We start from the raw sequence: 15,710 nt of genomic DNA, 5'->3' as shown, positions 1-15,710 counted from the left end.
ATCGCCAGGCAAATCCATTATGCTTACTTCTTTGATAACTCACTAATACCAGGCAGACTTATCATAACTAGGAAGCTAATAATATAAAGGACGGATAGGAATCCCATTACCACCGATAAGTTATAGTGATCCATTAAAATTCCAATTACTACTGATGAAAAGCCACCAATTGCACGTCCGACGTTTACAATAATATTGTTGGCAGTTGATCTAATTTTTGTTGGATATAGTCGACTAATTACAGCACCGTAGCCACCAAACATTCCATTTGAAAAGAAGCCTACAATTGCGCCGATTATAAGCAAGCTAGCTATATTATTAGCTAAACTTAAAGTATAGACCATCGCAGCAGAACCAATTAAAAAGATTGTGAAAGCTCGACGTGGACCAAATTTGTCAAAGATACTACCGAAAGTCATCATCCCAACACTCATACCTAAAATAGTTGCAATCATCCAAAGACTAGAACCCGAAACATTTAAGTTTAATTGCTTTTGAACAATTGTTGGGAGCCAATTCATTAAGCCAAAGTAGCCGGCAATTTGAACTGTCATCATTGCCATTAGGCCGAAAGTCTGCCAAGCTAAACGCGGGGTAGCCACCATTTGGATGAATACTTCTTTTAGCAAAGATTCGTGTTCATGAGACTTAACTTGTAAAAATTGCTCACTCTCTTGAACGTGTCGTCTAATGAAAATAATTAAGATAACTGGGATAATTCCAACTAAAAATAACGTATGCCATCCAGCCATAGGGATGATCCATGCTGCAACTAAAGCCGCTATAATTGCGCCAATTTGCCCACCGATGGCTGCAATTGATGTCATCTTTCCGATTTGATGACGATTGAAATTTTCTGCAATTAGTGCAATGCCTACGCCGTATTCACCACCTGCACCAATTCCAGCTAAGAATCTTAAGACGTAAATTAAGCTGATATTATTTGCCCAAGACATCATTGCTGTTGCTAAAGCAAAAATGATGATTGTGTGACTGAAAGTTTTCACTCGACCAATTTTATCACCCAAAAAGCCGAAGATGACCCCTCCAAATAACATTCCTAAGTTAGTCACTGAGCCAATCAAGCCAGCTGCACCACCACTTAGATGCAAGTCTGAAATCATCGAACTCATAGCAAATGACAAAAAAAGCACATCCATATTCTCTAGAGCAAACCCTGAAGAAGTAGACGCAATGACCCACTTCTGATTTTTGCTTAGACTATGGCTGTGCATAAATGTGTTATCCATATTAAATTCCTCCAAAAAACGAATGCTCTCTGTCATTCAATTATTTTTCATTAGGAATTATTTTACACTTATTATTAATTTATGCAAGGGTTAATGTTGAATTTATCAATAGCTCAAAGCTCTCTTAGCATCTTTTCTCCAATGATACATGAATTTCTTTTCACTAATTGAGCGCTTAGTGCCAGTCCATGGATCATTATAGTACAAGGTATTGCCGTGATAACCTGTTAGAGTAATTGCATGATTAGAAAAGCCATCAAAGTCTCCTACCCAAGCAACTACTAAATGTGAACGAATTAGTTTTTGCTTAATTGCAGACATACTTGCATTAGTCATCACCTTAGCTATACCAAGATAGTGCTTAACAACTGACTTAATGCCATCTGGAGCTACCCAATATCCTAAAGGCCACTTCTTGTAGGGAGAACCAACGAATCCCTTATTAGGATTTAAGCTATAATGCATCACCTTAGCAGCCTTAAACTTTGAAACATTAACACCAGCGTAATTAAGCATCATTGTTACCGCAGTAATTTCACAACCAGTTGGCATTTCAGGGCGCTGTGATACTACTTTAGCATTATGTTTTACACCAATAATATTCCCTTTAGAATCAATCCAATATTTAGCCTTACCTACATTGATATTATTGAAAATACGGTGCCCTTGCTGATCGAAATATCCTAGGCTCTTGGTATGTGGAATTTTTCTTATACCAGTTAACATTTCACCATTTTTGTTGAAGACATACCAATTGCCTTGAATTTGACGGTAGCCTTTTAACTTTTTATCATTTTTTATGTAATAAGTTTTACCATTAATAGTCTGCCATTGTGGTTGAGATGACTGATTCGATTGGACATTTTCTTCATTTGGGCTTGTAGTTTGTGTTTGTTCATGTGTTTGAGTAGAATCTTGTTGATTACCGTCCTCAACTGCTGCCAAAGTGGAATTAGCATTGTTAATGCCTAATCCTAAACATAAAACTGTAGCCACTAAAAATTTATATTTTAATTTCATTCTTAATTCCCCATAAAAAAAGTGTATCAAAAGCCAAATACTTTCAATACACTTTTACTTTTAGATAAATGGACGCTTAATCCCTGCAATTACATTGCGTTGACTATTAACAATTGGTTGAACACTTACATAAGGTGGCCAACTTTCAATTACGCGATTATTACCTAAGTAAATTGCAACATGCCAAATAGTGTGAGTACCTGGTTGATAGTAAAATACTAAGTCACCACGTTTACGTTGTGAGTAAGCAACCCGCTTCAACTTTTTATCTGCCCATAAGTTACGTGAGTTCCATTCGTTACCTGGATGAGCATGCCCAATTGAGCTAACTGGTTCTGGACTAATACCACCAGCATATAATGCTTGCATTACTAATCCTGAACAATCGACACCATAGGCAGGGCTGGAAGAACAACCCGCAAGCCATGGCTTACCCATATATTTGTATGCTTGCTTAATCATAGCTTCAATATGAGCAGATCTACCTTGCCATGCTTTAGCAGCAAGTGGGGCTACATAGCTATCAATGCCATACCACTCTTTCTTAGAAAAGCCCATCTTTTGCCAAGTTTTTAAATTGACATTACCAGTTGCTTTTAAACCGTGACGACGTTGGAAGTTCTTAACTGCATTGTAAGTTGCTTGGTTGTAGTAATTAGTACCTGCCCAAGTACCCATCTTATGCATAACTTTCCAAGTTTTAATCCCTTCATAACCACGATATAGGTTATAACCTACCTTGCCATAAGGCTTAATTTGGGTGTAATGAACTTGGTGATACTTGGAAGGATTCTGATATCCTTTAACTTTACTAGATAATGCAGTATCTGCAGATATGTAAAGACCTGATGAAGTCTTTAATACCTTACTACCATCATCGTTGGTAATTAATGATGAAATTAAATAGTGGTAACCTGCTTTTGCCTTATGGTCAGGGTTAGTTAAGGCAGTATCTTTATAAAGCGTAGTTGCCTTCTTTAATTTAATAATCTTTGGATTAGTTTTAAAATAATTAACTGCTTTTGAAGTATCGACTACTTGAGTTTGAGTAGCCTGATCTTGACTACTTTCATTAACATCTGCAGCTTTAACATTCGCAGTTAAAAAGCTTGCACCTAACAAGGTGGCAACAAGTGCTGCGGTAAATTTAGATTTTATCTTCATTATTACCTGTTCCTCCTGATAATAGTTTCACATTTATTTTACCAAAATATTAAAATATTGAAACAAAAAATGTTATTTAACACAAAAAAAGAATTCGTTTTCATAGTAACTTATCTTGATATATTAAATAACTTATATACTAAAAATTGAATGCAATATAGAAAAATTTTGTTATTAAACATTTAAAAAGTATAAATTATTAGAAATAATATTCTTCGTTTTATTATATTTAAAATAGGGTAACGGAGCAGAATTTATATATTGTAATATCATTTTTAGACTTGATATATTTAAAGTATAATCAATGATAATTAAATATCTTACGGAGGAAAACAATTATGTTAAGAAAGAAAAATGTCTTTACTCTAGGTACCGCATTAGTATTAGGTCTTGGTTCTATTGGCAGTTTAGCTATTAACAATTCTACTAAAGTGGATGCTGCTACTAGAAGAACTATTATGTCTAAATCTATTGTTTATAATCAAAACGGTAGTTCTACTGGTAAGAAGATCTCTACTTACAAGTCAGTTAACGTTTACGGTAACAAGGTAACTATCAAAGGTAAGACTTACTATCAAATTGGCAATAACAAGTATGTTAGAGCTGTTAATATTGACGGTACTTCTCGTACTATTTACCACAATGCTTACATTTACAATAATAAAGGCAAACACAATAGAGTAGAGGAAGATTAATTCTTGCCCCTCTCATTGCACCGTACGTACGGTTCCGTATACGGCGCTACATTTGTATTATTTTACGAGTTTTATAGTATTCTAGCGGATCGACCAAGCCTGGGCGATCCGCTTTCTTTATCTCCAATACTTTGGGACTTAACAGGTAATTAATTACATTGCCAGTTGCTCTTCTATACCAGCCTAGCCGTGTATTAGCGGTTTTATGAATATCTTCTTCACTAAAATTACACTTAAAAGCTTTATTAATTCGCATCAAGTTAATGTAGATTCGTTTAGGAATCTTCCACTGCTTGATAATGACTACCCTAATTTTATGGCGAAGCCATTGTCCAAGTTCTTTTAGAAAGGTGTTCATACTGCCAATTCTGAAGTAATTGATCCATCCACTGACCACTTGATTTACCTTAGTGAATACCAAGGATAGTGGTTGTGCTGCTGCTTTTCTTCTTTCCAGAAGCAGTTTTATTTTAGCCTGCAATTTTATCTTGCGATCATCGCTTGGCTTGCACTGCCACTTTTCCCCAGTCTTCCAGAAGGTAAAGCCCAAGAAGTTACTCTTACTTGGTCTGACTACTTTAGTTTTGGTGGCGTTGACTTTTAGGAATAACTTTCTTTCTAGCCATGATGACACTGATTTCATTACTCGGTTAGCCGCCATTTCACTTCTGACGAAGATGTTACAGTCATCGGCATAACGAACAAAGTGTAATTCTCTCGCTTCCAATTCCTTATCAAATTTATCTAGATAGATATTTGATAGAATTGGAGAGAGTGGTCCGCCTTGGGGTACTCCAATCTGACTAGGTTTGATTAAACCATCTTCCATAATTCCTGCCTTTAAGAAAGATCGAATTAAGTGGAGGGTGGTTTTATCATTTACCTGCTCTCTTACTATTGAAATCAATTTATCGTGATTTACTGTGTCAAAATATTTCTCAATATCTAGATCTATTACCCATTGATAGCTTGAGTTCAAATATTCTAAGACCTGCTTAATTCCATCATGTGCGCTGCGACCAGGTCTAAAGCCATAGCTGTGATTACTAAATGTAGGATCATAGATCTTTATCAGTACTTGTGCTACTGCTTGTTGGATTACTCGATCAACTACCGTTGGAATTCCCAACGGTCTTTTCTTGCCGTTGGCTTTAGGGATATAAACTCGGCGAACCGCTTGTGGTCGATACTTCATTTGCATAATTGCCTGTTTGATTTCTGCTTGATGCTCTTTAAAATAGCTATCAAGTTCCTCAATACTTCTGTGATCGACTCCGGGGGCACCTTTGTTTATCTTTACTCTTCTAATAGCTTCTTTGAGATTATTTTGACTCAAAATCTCTTCTATTAATTCCATACTCGTGATATCTCCATTTCTACTTGTAAATTTATTCAAAACTGTCCCCGATACTTTAGCCAGTTAAGAGTTACGATCTCTTAGCTTTTCGGTTATCCTCTCTTTCGGACTGTCTGAACATTGCTTATAGTGGGATATGCTTCTACAAACATTAGGTCCTTCGCATCCAGCTCCATTACAGAGCCTTCATCGCTACTATGACCTTAGCTGACTTCTCATGATTAACCTTTTTCGACCAGGCTTACGATCGCTGTTTTTAAAGCTTGCTCGGCTTCGCCTGTCCATGAGATCTCTCGGGGTAAGACATTTATCTCTAATTCTCCACAACTTCCTAGTTTACCGTCTTGGTTTTACGTTTGTCGTTTGGACTTCGACTTGTGAGGCAGTCTTATCCACCATTTGGCCTGACCAGATTTCTGTACGTAAGTTTGGAAAACTTGCTAGCCACTTCCTTCACTCATAGCGTCACCGCTACCAGCTTGTGGCTCACTACACTTGGCGACAAATACCCGTAATCTGGATTTTCATCAGACTAGATAAATATCATGCCCAACACACTTAAAAAAGGCACCAAGCTCTATGCTGGCACCTCTCACGCAACCTACGGGAAAGTAGCTACTATCAAAAACAGCAAGATGTACAGAATTGGACGTAATCAATATGTGAAATTAGCTAACTTTACTTACTCTTCTAATAACTCCTCATCTAATTCATCAAGCACAAAGTCTTTATTCACAGTAAATGTTACTGGCGCAGGAATGGTACATACATCACCTAATGGAGAAGGAACTCATGAAGCTCTTTTCGGTAAGCGAAAAGTATTTGAAGAAAAATACGATTCTAATAATGTTATGTGGTATCGAATTGGTAATAATAAATGGATTATTTCAACAGATACCGACACACCTAAAGGAAGCATATCTTCTACTTCAGAAAGTAACACCGAAAAAGCAGATACAGGTTTTAATAATAGTTCCACTACAGCAGTTCAAGTAACTAATAACACACAAAGTAATACATCAAAGTCCTCTACTAATGTTCAATTAACTCCTGCTATTATTAAACAAACTGAAGAAGAATTCGTAAAACTTGTTAATAATTGGAGAGCATCACAAGGTCTTGCACCTGTAACTATTGATAGCTCTTTAGATAGCTATGCTTTACAGAGAGCCAAACATGATGCTACAGCCTGGGACGCAACTCAGCAGCCTGATTATCACCAAGGTGCTAGTATAAAATATTACGAAATTTCATATCTTGTTGATTTGTCTACTCCAGATAAAATGGCAAAAGATGCTTTCAACACCTTTGTCTATAATGATGCATCAGCTAACTGGGGACATAGAGATACTTTAAAATCTACTGATTTAAAGACTTTAACTGTAAGTTTAGCAATGACTCATAACAATGGATATTATAAGAATGGTGTTGCCATTGTTGGAGTTGGAAACTAAAAATATTAGCTTAAAAATTTTACTAAAAAATAGCTTAAGTCCTTATCCACTTATCCATGACATGGATAAGTGTGTATACATTTAATTAAAGTTCCACTGAAAGTAAGAGTACACTTACACTCTTCTTTGCCTAGCAATCTTACCTATCATTTGATCTAACTAGGTTTCTGTACGTAGGATCGGAGAACTTGCTAACCACTTCTTTCACCAGACTAGATAAAGTGTCATGCCTGACACACACCTAGAAAAAGCCGTTGAAACCCTATGGTTCCAACGGCTTTTTTTGCATTTATGTGTATTTATTTTTTCCAAGACACATAGTCTTTTCATATTTTTATTATCTACTTGACTAGGGTCGTATCAGTGTCAAGCTAATACTTTTCTTTATATACCTTTAAGTTTCTTAATCTAGTCCAGTAGTTTGTTTTCTTCTGGTGGTGTAAACAAAACTGCCTACTGTTACTACTAATACACCTGCTCCTAACATTTGAAGCGGTGTATCTGCCTTAGAGCCTGTTTGCGGTAATTTTGCTTCTTCACTTGCCTTACTTTCTGCTGGTAAGACTTGGCTATTTCCTTGACTTGTAGCCTGTGCTGGTACTGCTACCATAGTGGCTGTTGGCAAGATTGAATGCCTTTCACTAGCACCTGGTTTTGCTGGCTTAACAAGATTTTGCCCTACTCTTTGAGCTACTTGCTTATTATTGCCAGACTTTACAACATTGTTAACAGAGTTATTCTTGGCACTTGAACCATTGTTACCTGCATTGCTTCCAGAATTATTGGAACCATTGCTTGAACCATGATTACTTGAGTTATTCATACCGTTATTGGATGAATTATTAGCTCCATTATTCCCTGAGTTATTTGACCCGTTATTACCAGAGTTGTTTACCCCATTATTGGATGAACTATTATTCCCAGAATTATTAGAGCTATTATTGGATGAGTTACTACTATTCCCGTTATTTGAGGAGTTGTTATTATTCACGATAACACTGCTTCCTCCACCTGGTGTTGGGATAAATTCATGGTTTGGTGGTAATGGAATAAAGTTATCATGCTTATTGTCGATTGATACTGTTTGTGATGCATCATTTAGGTCGGTATGTTCTACTAAGATTCTACCATTCGCATACAAACTTTCAAAGGCAGTAATGTTATGACCTGTATAGTTTTAGTCCCGTCAAAAACAAATGTTAAGGTTATTGTACCATTTGGCTTATTAGGTTTAAAGGTCGCTGTTGACATTACTGGCACGCCATTCTTCATTATTGGTTGACCGGTTACTTGATCCATTAACTTACCTATGACTGAGTAAGTTTGACCTGGGATTAAGTCTACATAGCGCACTACGTCTTCCACAGTGTTTAGTTTCTTAGGTGATACCACCTTTTGACTATTATCACTTAAGGTAGTGTGTAATTGAACATCGGTCACATCAAGTGATTGGTCAACATCGTTAATATCTCTGTGGTCAGTTAACAAATAATCAGTGTAGTAAAGACTTTCAAAGACTACTAAACGATGCTTTCTATAGTGATGGGCATCAAAGGAATTAATTATTTCGATAGTCAGGTTGGTAAATTAGTTCAGCGCTACTATCCTGATGCAGGGCTATGTATAACCAGCCAGCGCTTAAACAAAAAGTTTCCTATTTGGTTACTTCTTTGTTTTGAATTAGGTTGTGAAATTTCTGATCTGCGCTATTGATATTATAGTAAAAAGCCTATAAATGCTGATTATTTCAACATTTATAGGCTTTTTTACGTTGGGTTATTATAAACTTTTTAATACAAATACGAAAAAGAATTCTTCTTAAATAGATTGCTAATTAATAAAGCATGAGAATAAATAAATCATAGCTACAATAAAATAAATTCATCATGGCATAGCTTTCTAAAATAATCTTCTTCTTTTGAAATCATTGAATATTTGTGTTTTCTAGTAATTAGACAAAATTTGTTAATTACTGGATATTTACCAAAAGAAAAGCATTCTAAATTATCATAATGTGACTTCTTTACAAAAAGTTCAGAAGCAAAAGTGCAATAGTTATCTTTTGAAACTAAGTCTAAAGCAATATCAGTTGTTGAAACTTGTATTTTAGGATCCAATTTAGCAGAATTATCAGAAAAATATTTCAACACATAATCTCCAAATCTACGTCCAGGTACTACACTAACTAAAGGATAATTTTTAATATCACTAAATTTGACTAATGGATATTTTCTATTTTCTTGCCAAAATGGTAATTTAATCGCCTTATTAGTTACTAAAACAAATTCACTTTCAACTAACTCATCAACAGCTAAATTAGGCAAATCTTCATCTAAAGTAACAATTGCGGCATCTAGCTCATAATTTTTAATTTTATCTACTAGATTTTCTTGATGTTCACGAACTAAGGAATATTTAATTGCTGGAAACTTATTTAACATCTTATTGAAGATAGGTCTAATTATAAAATTATCAATACTGGTTTGAAACCCAATTCTAAATCTAGAACTAAATTGAGAAGACATATCTGCTAATTCTGCATCTATTTTGCTATTAATTTGTTCTATCTCGTTTAAATTTCGAACTAATACTTTGCCATACTTGGTAAGCTCAAGAGTATGACCATTTCTATAAAAAATTGGGAGTTTTATTTCATTTTCCAAATTAGTCAAATATTTACTTAAAGCTGATGGCGTAATATACAGCTCATCTGCAGCTTGAGTAATATTCTTATACTTTACAATTGTTAAAAGATAATCTAAGTGCTTTAAATCCATTAATCCAAATTGTTTATGGTATTAATTACTAATTTACATGCAGCTTTCCACTCATTTCCAAGGCAATTAACCATAAAACTATGTTCACTTTCTTCAAACTTTTTGATTGTGACAAGTACACCTGCTTGCATACATTTAATTGCGAATTCTTCACCCTCATTATGTAAAGCGTCTTGTCCACCAGTAATCATTAATAATTGTGGGAAGCCATAAAGCATATCCTCTGTAGCTCTTACCAATGATACATATGGCGATTTACTTTCATCTGCATTGGCATACCAATTATTATATTCTCTTGATTTGGAAAATGGAATGTATGTTTTATTGGCTTCCACTTTATCAGCAGGATCAGTTGCTAAATCAAGTGGCGGATAATTTGTATTCAATAATTTAATTTTGAAATCCTTGGTCTTATTTGCCTTAAGTACTACAGCTGCTGCAAGATTTCCACCTGCACTATTACCACATAATATTATTCGATTAGGATCAATGTTTAATTTGTCGAAGTTTTGATAAGCATATTTGATTAAGTCATAAACTTGATTAAATGCAGTAGGAAATGGATATTTAGGTGCTAATTTATAATCAACATCCCATACTTGGCTTTTAGTTTCTGTGGCAATCATTGACGCAAAATATAAATCTTTTTCAGTATGTCCTTTACAAAATCCTCCACCATGAATAGTAAATATCAAATTATGTTTATTATTTATATCTTGGGGAACAATTTTATAAACATCTACGTCCTCTATTTTCTCTTTAAAGCAACCTACTTTGTTTAAATAATCCTTACGGCTTTGAGGAATTTTAATTGGAGTTAACTTTTTCATAGTATTTTTCCTTTCAAATTGCAATAAATGCTAAAACTTATTTAATAACTCCTAAAATTAACCCGATTATAATTACTGCAATATTAGAAACTGTCTGCACAGGAACTGCTAATTTTACATAATTATCTAAATCAATACCTAGTAAACTAGTTCCTACAATAGTTGCTGGAGTTAATGGTGAAGATCCAGTTGCTAAAGCTAAATTATCTACAAATGGTGCAATTACGTCTAAGCTAGATAATCCAAAACTTTTACCGACCGAAACAAAAATTGGATACAATGAATTAAATAGTTGATATGGCAAAAATCTAACTATAATGACTGCTAAAGATAAAATTATTAAATAACTATATCTCAATAATGAATGTGGGAAAATATTTAATAATTCTACAGAAATTGCTTTAGTCATCCCTGTCCCATTAAAAATACCTACAAAAACAGAAATACTAATTAACATAAAAATCAAGTTAAAAATTGGTTTGCTAGCTTGGAGCCATAGCTTACGATAATCTCTTTGACTTGGGTAATCAATCATTGTTGTTAAAAATGCGCCAGCTGCAAATACTAAGTATGATGGTAATTTTAATACTGCTAAAGCAATAATCACTAAAATAAAGATAATTAAGTTAATCCAAAATAATTTAGGCCTTTGTAAACTAGTATCCTTATTTTGGATTTTCCTTGTTTCTTTACTACTATCATCACTAGACTTGTTTTTCTTAAGATAATGAGAGAAAAAGAGTATTTGTCCAATTATAACCGGAATAAAGCAAAATGAAATTGGAATGACTGCTTTACTCAAAGCAAGTGGACTAACACCAGCAAAAATTGAGGAAGTAACTAACCCCTGCCCCCATGGCAAAAAGCACATTGGTGCAATTGCTGTTTGAGCAACTATCATTGCTACTCGTTTATCGAATCCAGTTTGATCATAAAGAGATACCATGATTGGAAAAATAATCAAATATGCGGCAGTTGGTGTAGCAGTTAACATTGCTATTATTGCAATTATTACTGTTAAAATCATAATAATTAAATTATTAATCCTGCCTTTAAAAAGTTTCATTACCTGATTAACAATTGTTTCAAACATTCCTGTTGCTGATAACATTGTGAAATAAACTAAGCCAAAGATCATCATAAAACCAACTGACGACATAGTTTTATTCATAAAATTTAAACTTAGTGAACTTATTTTTTCAATATTGGGTATCAGTATGTATGCACCGATAACAGGAGTGAAAATTAAAATAAATTGTACTGGAACCTTGTTCCAAATTACTCCACCAATGATAAGAAACAAAATAACTAAAGATATGGTTAGAGTTGACATATTCTTGTACTACTTTCTAGCTACTTGATCCTAAATTTATCTAAAACATTACGGTTAATATCTAGGCCTACACCAGGTTCATCACTTGGTGAAATAGTTCCATCAGAATTCATTTTTATAGGGTTCTTAAAAGCTTCATAAATTTTAGAATCATATTGAGGCGGATAAAATTCTGCTAAAGTTACATTTGGTAAAGCGCAATCCAAATGTACATGAACTTGTTGTTGACCATGAGGGCTCATATCCAAGCCATTTGCATCAGCTATAGCAGCAACTTTAACGAATTCTGTAATACCACCTAAACAGGTTGCATCTGGATTCAAAATACTTACTGATTGACTATTAATTAAATCTCTAAAGCCGAATCTAGTCATTTCGTTTTCACCACTTGCAAGTGGAATTAAACTTTTTTCAGCAACTTTTCTATAACCATCATAATCATCTGCAGAAACAGGCTCCTCAAACCAATATGGATGATATTCTTCAACTAGCTTACTAAATTCAATAGCCTCATAGAAACGATAACTTGAGTTGGCATCAATCATAAGCTTAACATCATCTCCAATAGCTTCCCTAACTGCTTTGACCCTCTGTGCATCGTCTTGTAATGATAGGGCACCAACCTTCATTTTTACCGCCTTAGCTCCCCATTCTACATATTCTTCCATTTCTTCTTGGAGTTCTTTTAATCCTTTTCCTTCTGCATAATAGCCGCCTGCAGTATAAAATGGAATTTTCTCACGATAGCCACCTAATAATTTGTAAAGTGGCAATTCGGTAACCTTAGATTTAATATCCCAGAGAGCAATATCAATTGCAGAAACGTTCTTTAAACTATCACCCTTACGACCGATAAATTTAGGCACATATATTTTGTCCCATATTTTCTCGTTGTTTAATGGGTCTTCACCTATTATCTTTTTACCCATGCTTTCAACAAATTTATCATCTAGTTCCCAACTGCAGCCATAACCAGTGATCCCTTCGTCAGTATCTATTACTACTAAGTTGAGAGAGTTATCTTTATAAATGTACTTACCGTTAGCAATTGGCTTTGCCTTAGGCCACTTATATACTTCTGAATGAACATTTGTAATTTTCATGATTTTCTCCTTTTGTTTTTAATAGCGCTTTCATAGATAATTATATAAGTTTGAAATTTGAATTTATTTCCATTAATTCATAAAAGTATGAATAAAATTCAATCTATATGGACTGCAACCTAAAAAGAACAATTAGAGCTTAAGGCTTTCTTTTAAACTCTAATTGAACCTTTAAAAATATTATTTTTAAATATCAGTTACACTGCTATCGTACATTCTTGGAGCACTAAGACTTCTTTGATTAACTGGAAACTCTGTTTCTAAATTATCAATTAACTCAATACCTAATCCTGGACGATCTGGTATATCCATATAGCCATCTTGCCAAGTAAATGGCTTTTTCATCATTTCAGATTCATTACCTTTACGATAAAATGATGGAAATTCTAAAATAGCAAAATTAGGTATTGCAGCAGCCAATTGCAAGCAAGCCGCAGTTGCTACTGGTCCTAGCGGATTATGCGGTACTACTAATCCGTAATGGGCTTCTGCAATTGAGGCTATCTTCTTCCCAGCAGTAATGCCACCTACTACAGCCATGTCTGGACGACAATAAACAATCTTGCCAATACTATACTGCATTTCGAATTCTTGAATATTGATATTTCTTTCGCCGTTAGCAATTGGAATAGTGGTTTGTCTAGCAACATCACCTAAAGCTTCAAAATTATCTGGCGGAATAGGATCTTCGATAAAGTATGGTCGATATTTTTCAACTTCTCTAGCAAAGGTAACTACTTCTGGATAAGTCATACTGCGATGAACATCAAGTAGAAGATCAAAATCTTTACCTCCAGCCTCACGAGCAGCTTTCACAATATCGACATAATGTTGAATATAAGAAGAAAAAATTTGTTGCTTAGCAGGTAATTTACTATATCTTGCATTGCGATCAACGTCTTTAGTAATCATTACACGCATTGCGTTAAAACCCGCTTCTTTTAACTCCTTAACACCATTTTTGATATCTTCAGTCGTAAAGGCAAAAGCTACATCATAGCATCTTGCCTTACTACGAACTTTGCCACCCAGTAGCTGATAAACGGGAACATCTAATGCTTTACCTTTAATATCCCACAAAGCCATATCAATGGCAGATAAGGCACTCATGATAATACTTCCTCTAAAATACATACTGCGGTACAAATAATTCCAATGGTCTTCAATGTTGAATGGATCTTTGCCAACTAAATATTTTTTGAAAGTATCAATTACTCCTTTAGTTGCATCTAAAAACCCCCAAACTCCAGCTTCGCCTAAGCCGGTAATTCCTTTATCAGTTTCAACTTGAACAAATAAGTATTTGCTTGCTGGTCTCAATTTAATATCTGTAATTCTCATATTTTTCTCCTTACAATGGATAAATTAGTTGAAAGACAAAACAACCCATAATTAAGTAAATAATTGCCAATGGTAACCCCGACTTCAAGTAGTCCCAAAGCTTATAGTTCCCGACTTCCATAATCATTGTTTGCGGTGGTGATGCCAGAGGTGTTAAAAATGAACACGTAGCTGCAGTGATCACTGCTAGAACTGCTGCTCTTGGATCAAAGCCAAGTTTTAATGCCGCAGATACAACTAAGGGTACAAAGATAGCTACTGTGGCTAAATTGGACATAAATTGAGTAACAATGAATGGAATTGCAAAAAAGATAAACATAATTAAGAATGTGTTGTTTGTATTCCCAATTACTGCTGTAATGACTGAAGCCACTAAATCTCCTGCCCCAGTTTTGGTTAAAGCATCAGATAAAGCTAATACACCACCAAATAGGAAAATTGTTGGCAAGTTAATTGAACTCAATGCTTCTTTTTCTTTTAAAATTCCAAATATTACAAGTAGTGCCGCACCCAAAGTCGATATAACATAAATTGGAATATTGATATAATTAGACAAAATCATTAAGGTAATCGTAGCTAAAATAATTACAATAGCTAATTTTTCTTTCACAGGTGATAAAGTCGTTCTCAGATCTTTCTTCTTCAAGTTAGTATCAATTGCTGTAATTTCATCCTTCGGCAATAATTTTGGGGCAACATAAACCATATATATAATTGCAGTAATCAAAAATGGTAATTTAGCTAAAGTAAATGACAATAAGTTCAATGGCTCTTTAGCACCTATCTTCATCATGATTGATGACCAAGTCATATTGCCTGACCCTACTCCTAAAAAAGTAGTACCAGCTGCTATGTTAGCTACAGTTGCTACTGGGAATAGTATTTGCTTTTGACTAACATTCACTGAAGCAGCAATTCCCATTAAAAGTGGCAATAAAATTGCAATTGATGAGGTTCCACTTGTTAATAAACCTAATATTCCACCTGATAAGCAGGAAATAAGTAACAACATTTTAGTATTGTTTTTATATTTCATAACTAAATCTTCTGTCCTCTGTAGGATACTAGTTTTAGTAATACCTGCGCCAATAACAAACATACCGGCAAACATAATAACATTGGGATTAATAAAGCCACCAAATGCTTTATCTACCGGTAAAATTTTAAAAAATATAAGTGATAAGATAATGCCCATTGAAATAATCGACATTGGAACCTTACCAGTCAAAAACGCTATAATTGTTAGCGCTAAAATTATGATTGTAATCCACATCGGAGTCATAACTTTCTCCTCCAGTCGTTTTATTTGCTTTCCAAGCATATGATATTGCCTAAAGGAGTAAACTGTCATGTCAATATTGTTAATTAATATTAACCTAAAGGTCA

At 34.4% G+C, this 15,710-nt stretch carries 15 protein-coding genes and 1 pseudogene; 3 read left to right on the top strand and 13 right to left on the bottom strand.

Translation table 11 applies throughout. The features are described 5' to 3' along the window. Positions 1 to 23: 23 nt before the first annotated feature. The 3 genes from J2Z60_RS01475 to J2Z60_RS01465 all read right to left on the bottom strand — a co-directional run bounded on the left by J2Z60_RS01475 (position 24) and on the right by J2Z60_RS01465 (position 3,434). The gene (locus J2Z60_RS01475; protein ID WP_209685675.1) at positions 24 to 1,250 is read right to left on the bottom strand and encodes an MFS transporter; all 1,227 of its coding nucleotides are present in this window, start codon (positions 1,248 to 1,250) and stop codon (positions 24 to 26) included. A 105-nt stretch (positions 1,251 to 1,355) separates the two neighbouring features. Continuing rightward, complete coding sequence (locus J2Z60_RS01470; RefSeq protein WP_209685673.1) at positions 1,356 to 2,270, bottom strand: C39 family peptidase; 915 nt, start codon at positions 2,268 to 2,270, stop codon at positions 1,356 to 1,358. Positions 2,271 to 2,330: 60 nt separating this feature from the next. Continuing rightward, a complete protein-coding gene (locus J2Z60_RS01465) occupies positions 2,331 to 3,434 on the bottom strand; it encodes an NlpC/P60 family protein (RefSeq protein WP_209685671.1) in 1,104 nt (367 codons plus the stop codon). 338 nt (positions 3,435 to 3,772) lie between these two features. Here J2Z60_RS01465 and J2Z60_RS01460 point away from each other — a divergent pair, with 338 nt between their 5' ends. After that, the gene (locus J2Z60_RS01460; protein WP_209685669.1) at positions 3,773 to 4,129 is read left to right on the top strand and encodes an SLAP domain-containing protein; all 357 of its coding nucleotides are present in this window, start codon (positions 3,773 to 3,775) and stop codon (positions 4,127 to 4,129) included. 46 nt (positions 4,130 to 4,175) lie between these two features. Here the strand turns inward: J2Z60_RS01460 and ltrA are convergent, their stop codons facing one another. Then, positions 4,176 to 5,486 (bottom strand): group II intron reverse transcriptase/maturase, encoded by a 1,311-nt coding sequence (gene ltrA / locus J2Z60_RS01455; protein WP_209685667.1) that lies wholly within the window; start codon positions 5,484 to 5,486, stop codon positions 4,176 to 4,178. Between the two features lie 545 nt (positions 5,487 to 6,031). On the opposite strand from ltrA, the gene J2Z60_RS01450 reads away from it, so the two are divergent. Further along, positions 6,032 to 6,940, top strand: coding sequence for a CAP domain-containing protein (locus J2Z60_RS01450; RefSeq protein ID WP_209685665.1), 909 nt, complete (start codon positions 6,032 to 6,034; stop codon positions 6,938 to 6,940). Positions 6,941 to 7,343: 403 nt separating this feature from the next. On the opposite strand, the gene J2Z60_RS01445 is transcribed toward J2Z60_RS01450, so the two are convergent. The 3 genes and pseudogenes from J2Z60_RS01445 to J2Z60_RS11035 all read right to left on the bottom strand — a co-directional run. Next, positions 7,344 to 8,081 carry an LPXTG cell wall anchor domain-containing protein gene (locus tag J2Z60_RS01445; protein WP_209685663.1) on the bottom strand — a complete coding sequence of 246 codons (738 nt, stop codon included), beginning with the start codon at positions 8,079 to 8,081 and terminating at the stop codon, positions 7,344 to 7,346. Next, the gene (locus J2Z60_RS01440; RefSeq protein ID WP_209685661.1) at positions 8,057 to 8,428 is read right to left on the bottom strand and encodes a VaFE repeat-containing surface-anchored protein; all 372 of its coding nucleotides are present in this window, start codon (positions 8,426 to 8,428) and stop codon (positions 8,057 to 8,059) included. The genes J2Z60_RS01445 and J2Z60_RS01440 overlap by 25 nt, the downstream gene beginning before the upstream one ends. Positions 8,429 to 8,434: 6 nt before the next feature. Further along, positions 8,435 to 8,503 (bottom strand): annotated as a pseudogene (locus tag J2Z60_RS11035) (hypothetical protein); the annotation flags it as partial. Here J2Z60_RS11035 and J2Z60_RS01435 point away from each other — a divergent pair. Beyond that, positions 8,480 to 8,653: a hypothetical protein gene (locus J2Z60_RS01435; RefSeq protein ID WP_209685659.1), complete on the top strand. Its 174-nt coding sequence runs from the start codon at positions 8,480 to 8,482 to the stop codon at positions 8,651 to 8,653. The pseudogene J2Z60_RS11035 and the gene J2Z60_RS01435 overlap by 24 nt on opposite strands. Before the next feature lie 152 nt (positions 8,654 to 8,805). Here the strand turns inward: J2Z60_RS01435 and J2Z60_RS01430 are convergent, their stop codons facing one another. The 6 genes from J2Z60_RS01430 to J2Z60_RS01405 form a co-directional block, all read right to left on the bottom strand. Beyond that, positions 8,806 to 9,717, bottom strand: coding sequence for a LysR family transcriptional regulator (locus J2Z60_RS01430; RefSeq protein WP_209685657.1), 912 nt, complete (start codon positions 9,715 to 9,717; stop codon positions 8,806 to 8,808). Further along, positions 9,717 to 10,547, bottom strand: a complete 831-nt coding sequence (locus J2Z60_RS01425; RefSeq protein ID WP_209685655.1) for an alpha/beta hydrolase — start codon at positions 10,545 to 10,547, stop codon at positions 9,717 to 9,719. The genes J2Z60_RS01430 and J2Z60_RS01425 overlap by 1 nt, the downstream gene beginning before the upstream one ends. Before the next feature lie 37 nt (positions 10,548 to 10,584). After that, complete coding sequence (locus J2Z60_RS01420) at positions 10,585 to 11,880, bottom strand: SLC13 family permease (protein ID WP_209685653.1); 1,296 nt, start codon at positions 11,878 to 11,880, stop codon at positions 10,585 to 10,587. A gap of 20 nt (positions 11,881 to 11,900) precedes the next feature. Next, on the bottom strand, positions 11,901 to 12,983 hold the full coding sequence (locus J2Z60_RS01415) for a mandelate racemase/muconate lactonizing enzyme family protein (RefSeq protein WP_209685651.1): 1,083 nt from the start codon (positions 12,981 to 12,983) through the stop codon (positions 11,901 to 11,903). A 186-nt stretch (positions 12,984 to 13,169) separates the two neighbouring features. Next, positions 13,170 to 14,324 carry a mandelate racemase/muconate lactonizing enzyme family protein gene (locus J2Z60_RS01410; RefSeq protein WP_209685649.1) on the bottom strand — a complete coding sequence of 385 codons (1,155 nt, stop codon included), beginning with the start codon at positions 14,322 to 14,324 and terminating at the stop codon, positions 13,170 to 13,172. A 10-nt stretch (positions 14,325 to 14,334) separates the two neighbouring features. Further along, positions 14,335 to 15,606 (bottom strand): SLC13 family permease, encoded by a 1,272-nt coding sequence (locus J2Z60_RS01405; protein WP_245328667.1) that lies wholly within the window; start codon positions 15,604 to 15,606, stop codon positions 14,335 to 14,337. Positions 15,607 to 15,710 lie beyond the last annotated feature (104 nt).

The organism is Lactobacillus colini (assembly GCF_017874575.1).
In the GTDB taxonomy this organism is placed as follows: domain Bacteria; phylum Bacillota; class Bacilli; order Lactobacillales; family Lactobacillaceae; genus Lactobacillus; species Lactobacillus colini.
The sequence above is the reverse complement of the archived record's forward strand: the minus strand, read 5'-3'. Positions and strand labels throughout refer to the sequence as shown.

Coding starts and splice junctions, on each gene's coding strand:
- J2Z60_RS01465 (WP_209685671.1), bottom strand. CDS start 3,434: ATGAAGATAAAATCTAAATTTACCGCAGCACTTGTTGCCACCTTGTTA.
- J2Z60_RS01425 (WP_209685655.1), bottom strand. CDS start 10,547: ATGAAAAAGTTAACTCCAATTAAAATTCCTCAAAGCCGTAAGGATTAT.
- J2Z60_RS01450 (WP_209685665.1), top strand. CDS start 6,032: ATGCCCAACACACTTAAAAAAGGCACCAAGCTCTATGCTGGCACCTCT.
- J2Z60_RS01460 (WP_209685669.1), top strand. CDS start 3,773: ATGTTAAGAAAGAAAAATGTCTTTACTCTAGGTACCGCATTAGTATTA.
- ltrA (WP_209685667.1), bottom strand. CDS start 5,486: ATGGAATTAATAGAAGAGATTTTGAGTCAAAATAATCTCAAAGAAGCT.
- J2Z60_RS01470 (WP_209685673.1), bottom strand. CDS start 2,270: ATGAAATTAAAATATAAATTTTTAGTGGCTACAGTTTTATGTTTAGGA.
- J2Z60_RS01405 (WP_245328667.1), bottom strand. CDS start 15,606: ATGACTCCGATGTGGATTACAATCATAATTTTAGCGCTAACAATTATA.
- J2Z60_RS01420 (WP_209685653.1), bottom strand. CDS start 11,880: ATGTCAACTCTAACCATATCTTTAGTTATTTTGTTTCTTATCATTGGT.
- J2Z60_RS01415 (WP_209685651.1), bottom strand. CDS start 12,983: ATGAAAATTACAAATGTTCATTCAGAAGTATATAAGTGGCCTAAGGCA.
- J2Z60_RS01430 (WP_209685657.1), bottom strand. CDS start 9,717: ATGGATTTAAAGCACTTAGATTATCTTTTAACAATTGTAAAGTATAAG.
- J2Z60_RS01410 (WP_209685649.1), bottom strand. CDS start 14,324: ATGAGAATTACAGATATTAAATTGAGACCAGCAAGCAAATACTTATTT.
- J2Z60_RS01475 (WP_209685675.1), bottom strand. CDS start 1,250: ATGGATAACACATTTATGCACAGCCATAGTCTAAGCAAAAATCAGAAG.